This window comes from Nigerium sp. (assembly GCF_039811905.1).
Taxonomy (GTDB): Bacteria; Actinomycetota; Actinomycetes; order Propionibacteriales; family Propionibacteriaceae; genus Propioniciclava.
In genome coordinates this window covers 170,178-176,470 of the sequence record NZ_JBDHZL010000001.1, presented here as the reverse complement: position 1 = coordinate 176,470, position 6,293 = coordinate 170,178, and the positions used below count along the sequence as shown (strand labels likewise).

Annotated in this window: 6 protein-coding genes; 2 read left to right on the top strand and 4 right to left on the bottom strand. The window is 73.3% G+C overall.

The window, feature by feature from the left end:
- The first annotated feature begins 74 nt into the window (after positions 1–74).
- Positions 75–734, top strand: coding sequence for a response regulator (locus WMJ97_RS00760; RefSeq protein WP_347347036.1), 660 nt, complete (start codon positions 75–77; stop codon positions 732–734).
- A gap of 307 nt (positions 735–1,041) precedes the next feature.
- Here WMJ97_RS00760 and hisS read toward each other — a convergent pair whose 3' ends face one another.
- Together hisS and WMJ97_RS00750 are read right to left on the bottom strand one after the other, a co-directional pair.
- Positions 1,042–2,361, bottom strand: coding sequence for a histidine--tRNA ligase (gene hisS / locus WMJ97_RS00755; protein WP_347347035.1), 1,320 nt, complete (start codon positions 2,359–2,361; stop codon positions 1,042–1,044).
- 11 nt (positions 2,362–2,372) lie between these two features.
- Positions 2,373–3,044 carry an MBL fold metallo-hydrolase gene (locus tag WMJ97_RS00750; protein ID WP_347347034.1) on the bottom strand — a complete coding sequence of 224 codons (672 nt, stop codon included), beginning with the start codon at positions 3,042–3,044 and terminating at the stop codon, positions 2,373–2,375.
- A gap of 64 nt (positions 3,045–3,108) precedes the next feature.
- On the opposite strand from WMJ97_RS00750, the gene WMJ97_RS00745 reads away from it, so the two are divergent.
- Positions 3,109–4,353, top strand: a complete 1,245-nt coding sequence (locus WMJ97_RS00745) for a DUF349 domain-containing protein (RefSeq protein WP_347347033.1) — start codon at positions 3,109–3,111, stop codon at positions 4,351–4,353.
- Positions 4,354–4,438: 85 nt separating this feature from the next.
- Here the strand turns inward: WMJ97_RS00745 and WMJ97_RS00740 are convergent, their stop codons facing one another.
- Both WMJ97_RS00740 and WMJ97_RS00735 read right to left on the bottom strand, forming a co-directional pair.
- A complete protein-coding gene (locus WMJ97_RS00740) occupies positions 4,439–5,077 on the bottom strand; it encodes a response regulator transcription factor (RefSeq protein WP_347347032.1) in 639 nt (212 codons plus the stop codon).
- On the bottom strand, positions 5,077–6,240 hold the full coding sequence (locus tag WMJ97_RS00735) for a sensor histidine kinase (protein WP_347347031.1): 1,164 nt from the start codon (positions 6,238–6,240) through the stop codon (positions 5,077–5,079). The genes WMJ97_RS00740 and WMJ97_RS00735 overlap by 1 nt, the downstream gene beginning before the upstream one ends.
- Between the last annotated feature and the right edge of the window lie 53 nt (positions 6,241–6,293).

The window sequence follows — 6,293 nt, the reverse complement described above, 5'->3', positions numbered from 1 at the left end:
CCGGGGAGCCCGGCGAGCCCGGGGAGCCCGGGGAGCGCTGAGGAGCCGGGGATCGACGAGGAAGGGGGCCGGCCGTGACCGTGCGGGTGCTGGTGGTGGACGACGACTTCCGGGTGGCGGAGGTCCACGCGGCCGCGCTGGCCCGGCTGCGGTCGTGCGAGGTCGTCGGGCGCGCCACCACCCTCGCGGAGGCCCGCGCCCGCCTGGCCGCGGAGCCCGTCGACCTGGTGCTCGCCGACGAGTACCTGCCCGACGGCAGCGGGACCGACCTGATCGGCGCCTCGGACGCCTCCGTCATGATGGTGACCGCCGCCGACGCGCCCGAGACCGTGCGCCGGGCGCTGGCGCGCGGCGCGATCGGATACATCGTGAAGCCGTTCGACATGCCCGTCCTGCTGGAGCGAGTCGCCGCCTACGCGCGCTATGTGGACGCCGCCGCGGCCCTCACCGCCCCGGGGCAGCCGGAGATCGACGCCCTCGCGGCACAGCTGCGGCCGAAACCGGTGAAACACCTTCCCAAAGGGCGGTCGGCGGTGACCGCCGATGCGGTGACGCGCCTGCTCAAGGACGCCGAGGCGTCCCTCACCGCCGCCGCGGTCGCCGAGGCCCTGGGCGTATCGCGCGCGACAGCGCAGCGCTACCTGTCGGATCTGGTCGCCGACGGCTCCGTCTCGCTCTCTCTGCGCTACGGCTCCACCGGACGCCCCGAGCACCGGTACACCTGGGGTCCCTGACGCGCCCCGTGTGCGTTTCTACCTGACATGGTCCACACCCTGGTGTGGGTTTTGTCACACACCCTGGCACCGGGACGCCCCCGCGACCCACGACGGAACAACGTGCATCCACGCCTCCAAGCCCGGTGACCTGGACCGGCCGACCCGCGCCGCAGGCGTCCGCTCCGTGCAGCCCACAGTCCCGCTCTCCCCGACGAATCCCGACGCATCAGGACGCCGCGCGCACGGGAGCGCCACGGATCGCAGCAGCCGAGGCCGTGTGACGTTCTCCACACCCCAGTGTGGAGAACGTCAGGTAGAAACGCCCTCAGTCGGCGGCGGCCGCCGCCACCCCCGGACGCCGGTCGGCGTCGGGCGGCGTCCACGCGTCGGGGTCGGCGGGAACCTGCTCGCCGGAGCGGATGTCCTTCACCTCGCCGGAGCTGAACCAGACGAACGGGATCCCCCGCCGGTCGGCGTAGCGGATCTGCTTGCCGAACTTGTCCGCCTTCGGGGCGACCTCCGTCGCGATCCCCCGCGCCCGCAACCGGGCCGCGGTCGCCATGGCCACGCCGCGGGCGTCCTCGTTGTCGACGGCCACGAGCACGACGGTCGGCACCGTCCGCGACGCCGTCAGCCTCCCCTTGGCGATCAGCGGCGCCAGGATCCGCGTCACCCCCACCGAGATGCCGACGCCTGGGTACGTCGTCTTGCCGTCGAACGCCAGCGAGTCGTACCGGCCGCCCGAGCAGATCGACCCGAGCGACTCGAACCCGGCCATCTCCGTCTCGTACACGGTGCCGGTGTAGTAGTCGAGCCCGCGCGCGATCTTCAGGTCGGCGACCAGGCGGCCGGGCACGGCCTCCCCCGCCACCCGGACGACGTCCTCCAGCGCAGCAAGCCCCTCGTCCAGCAGCGGATGCTCGATGCCGAGCGCCCGCACGCGGTCGACGAACGACCCGTCGGACGCCGAGATCGTCGCCAGCTCCAGGCACTTCGCCGCGGCGGCGGCGTCCATGCCCAACTCGTCGGTGAGAAGCTCCGCCACGGCGTCCGGGCCGATCCTGTCGAGCTTGTCGACGCGCTGCAGCACGGCGAGGTGATCCTCGACGCCGAGCCCGCGGTAGAACCCCTCGGCGAGCTTGCGGTTGTTGACGTGCATCACGACGGGCGGGATACCGAGGTCGGTGTGCAGCCGCTCCAGCGCCTCCAGCATCACGAGCGCGATCTCGACGTCGTGGTGCGCGGCCAGCGTGTCGGCCCCGACGATGTCGATGTCCGCCTGGCAGAACTCGCGGTAGCGCCCCTCCTGCGGCCGCTCCCCCCGCCACACCTTCTGGATCTGGTACCGCCGGAACGGGAACTGCAGGTGCCCGGCGTGCTCCAGCACGTAGCGGGCGAACGGCACGGTCAGATCGAAGTGCAGGCCGAGCTCGTCGCGATCGTCGGACGCCGCGTGGATCCGCCGGACGACGTAGACCTCCTTGTCGATCTCGCCTTTGCGCGTCAACTGGTCCATGGTCTCGACGGCCCGCGTCTCCACGGACGCGAACCCGTGCAACTCGAACGTGGAGCGCAGCGAGTCGAGGACGGCCTGCTCGACGATCCGCCCCGCGGGCAGGAACTCGGGAAATCCGGACAGCGGCATGCGCCTCATGGTCACCTCAGGTACGACGGTTGCAGGTACGGGTTCGTGGACCGCTCGCGCGCCATGGTCGTCGCGGGCCCGTGGCCCGGCAGGACGGCCGCGGCGTCCGGCAGCGGCAACACGACATTCTTCAACGTCTCGGTCATGGCGCGCGAATCGCCGCCGGGCAGGTCCATCCTCCCGATGGAGCCGGCGAACAGCACGTCGCCGGAAAACACGATCTCCTCGGGCGTGTCCGCGCCCAGCCGGAACATCACGCAGCCGGGCCGGTGCCCGGGCGCATGGACGACCTCGAACGTCAGTCCGGCGACCTCCAGCGACTCCCCGCCGGCGATCGTGCGCAGGTCCGCCGGCGTCCCGACGCTCACGCCGAGTTGGTCGATCATCGCGGCCATCATCGGGTTGCCGGAGGCCGGATCGTCCAGCAGGTCGACGTCCGCGGAGTGCAGCCACGCCGGGACGCCGGCCTCGTCGGCGACGGTCGCGGCGTCCGCCACGTGGTCAACGTGTCCATGCGTCAGCAGGACGCCGGCCGCCCGGCGCCCGTACTCGGCGAGGGCCGAGCGCACCGTATCGGCCGCCTCGACACCGGGATCGATGACGATGGCCTGGTCAGAGCCGTCCGGCCCCACGAGGTAGCAGTTCGCCTGCCACGGACCGGACGCGAATGATGCAAGAAACACGACTGCCACCTTATCGTTGTCCACTTCGCGCACAGCGGCTCCCGGATGGGGCAAGATAACCCGCATGACTGACTCCACAGGTCCGGCCAGCTTCGGCCGCGTCGACGAGGACGGCACGGTGTATGTCCTCGAGGGCGACGGCGAGCGCACGGTCGGTCAGGTCCCCGACGTCCCGAGCAGCGACGCGCTCAACTTCTACGTCCGTCGCTTCCAGAACCTCGAAACAGAGGTGGGGTTGCTGGAGCAGCGCATCCGTGCCGGCGCCCTCTCGCCCGACGAGGCCCGCAAGTCGATCCAGAACGTCCGCACGTCGGTGGTCGGCGCGAACGCCGTCGGCGACCTCGCCGGGCTCGCCGCGCGCCTCGACGGCCTCGCGCCGCTGCTCGCCGAGCAGAACGAGGCGCGCAAGGCCGAGCGCGCCAAGCAGCACGAGGCGACGCGCGAGGCGAAGGAGGGCATGGTCGCCGAGGCCGAGGCCCTCGCGGCGGGCAACGACTGGCGGGGCGGGGTCAACCGCTTCCGCGCGCTGCTCGACGACTGGAAGGCCCTCCCCCGCATCGACCGCGCGACCGACGACGCCCTCTGGCACCGGTTCAGTTCCGCTCGCACCACCTACACCCGGCGCCGCAAGGCGCAGTTCGCCGAGCAGGCGGCCAAGCGCGACGGCGCCCGCGCGATCAAGGAACAGATCATCGGCGAGGCCCGCGAGCTCGCGGACTCGACCGCGTGGGGGCCGACGTCGGGCGCGTTCCGCGACCTGATGAGCCGCTGGAAGGCCGCCGGGCCCGCGCCCCGCGACGTCGACGACGCCCTCTGGGCCGAGTTCCGCGGGCTGCAGGATCAGTTCTTCAACGCTCGCGCCGCCGCCCAGTCGGAGCAGGACGCCGAGTTCCGCGGCAACCTCGAGGCCAAGGAGGCGCTGCTCACGCAGGCCGAGGCGGACATCCTGCCCGTCACCGACCTCGACAAGGCCCGCACCGCCTACCGGGCCTTCCTCGACCAGTACAACGGGCTGGGCAAGGTGCCGCGCGACTCCATCCGCGGACTCGACAACCGCGTCCGGGCCATCGAGCAGGCGGTCAAGAAGGCGGAAGACGACGAGTGGAAGCGGACCGACCCCGAGGCGCGTCAGCGCGCCGAGGAGACGGTGGCCATGCTGTCCACCGAGATCGAGAAGCTGCAGGCGAAGATCACCAAGGCGGAGGCGCGGGGCGACAAGTCCGCGGTCAAGAAGGCCGAGGATTCCATCGCCACCTACACGAGTTGGCTCGAGCAGGCCCAGGCCACGCTGGCCGACTTCACACGCTGAGAAGGGGTTGTCCTCGGACGCCGCCCGCGCAGCCCCCGGCTGGGCGGGCGTCTGTCGGTGCGGAGCCGATCGGACGCCGCCCGCCTCAGCGGATCAGCCCGCGCTCGCGGGCCGTCGCGACGGCGGCCGTCCGGCTGTCGACCCCGAGCTTCTCGAACACGTGCACGAGGTGCGTCTTCACGGTCGCCTCGCTCACGAAGAGCTGCTTGGCGATCTGCCGGTTGGCCAGCCCGCGCCCGACGAGCACCAGCACGTCGAGTTCGCGCGCCGTCAGCTCGGTCGGCGGGCGAGACACGCGCCGGGCCAGCCGCTGGGCGACGACCGGCGCGAGCACGGTCTCCCCGCGGGCGGCCGCCTCGACGGACGCCGCGAGCGTCGCCGGGTCGGCGTCCTTGAGCAGGTAGCCGCAGGCGCCCGCCTCGATCGCCCGGACGATGTCGGCGTCCGTGTCGTAGGTGGTGAGGATGAGCACGCGGCGCTGCGGACGCCGGCGCAGCAGCTCCACCGTCAGCTCGACGCCGTCGTCGGCGCCGAGCTGGAGGTCCATGAGGATCACGTCGGGCTCGCGCGCCTCGACCAGCCGCAGCGCGGACGCCGCGTCCGACGCCTCGCCGACGACCTCGATCGTGCCGGTGGTCCGCAGCAGGGCGGTGAGCCCCGCCCGGACGACCGGGTGGTCGTCCACGAGCACCACCGTCGTGGGCCGCGCGCCCGGCGTCGTCATCACGCCCCCCGCTCGAACGGGATCGTCGCCGCCACCGCCGTGCCGTCCCCCGGCGCGGACTCGACCGTCAGCGTCCCGCCGATCTCGGCGATGCGTTCGCGCATCGCCCGTAGTCCGAAGCCGCTTCCGCCGGGGCCGACCGTCGGCTCGCGGGCCGCGTCGAAGCCGCGGCCGTCGTCCACCACGTCGACGAGCAGTTCGCCGGCCGGGTCGTAGGTGAGCGACACGACGACCCGGGACGCCTCCGCGTGCGCCCGCACGTTCGCGAGCGCCCCCTGCACGAGGCGGAGCGCGGCGACCTCGACGGCCGTGGGCGTCCCGGCCGGGTCGCCGCTCACGGCGAGGTCGGCGTCCAGGCCGGTCTGGTCGGCGAGCGTGTCGAGCAGCCGCCGGATCGCGGCGGGCAGCGGGGCACCCTCCAGCTCGGAGGGCGCGAGCGCCCGCACGACTCCGCGCGCCTGCAGCAGGTTCGCGGACGCCGTCTCCTCGATCTGGGCGAGGAGGTCGTCCTCGGACGTCCCGCGGGCGCGGGCGGCCCGCGCGAGGAGCACGATCGACGAGTAGCCCTGCGCCAGCGTGTCATGAATGTCGCGGGCGAGCCGCTGGCGCTCCGCGGCCGCGCCGGCCTCGTGCTGGAGGACGGCCAGTTCGGCCTGGGCGGCCTCGAGCTCGGCGAGCAGGCGCCCGCGCTCGCGGGACTCGGCCAGCACGTCCTGGAAGCCGCGCACCACCCCGATCGCCACGAGGGCTCCGATGACCGGGCCGACGACCGCCCCCTCGGGGCTGGACGCCTCCGGCAGCAGCCGGAGGATCGCCGCCGCCGTCAGCGCGGCCACCGCCGCGATCCCCGCCCACCCCCTGACCAGGTGCACCGTCAGCAGGGCCAGCGGGAAGACGAGCCAGGCGAAGGTCGGCGACCCGGCCAGCAGCACGACCCACAGCGCGGCGAGACCCGCCAGCCAGGCGAGCCCGCGGGGGCGCGACCAGCGGCGTCCGCGGACCGCGCCGAGGACGTACCAGGCGGCCAGCGCGACGGCCGCGGCGGCGGCCCACGGCGTCCAGCGCGCTTGCTCGGTCGCCTGAGCGGCCCCGATCGCCAGCAGGACCACGAACAGGGCATGCTGCGCCGCAGCGAGGGCGATCGCGGACCGGTCGTGCGCCATGATGCGTCCAACCTAGCCGTGCGCGGGTCGGGACGCCTCCATCGAACGATGGA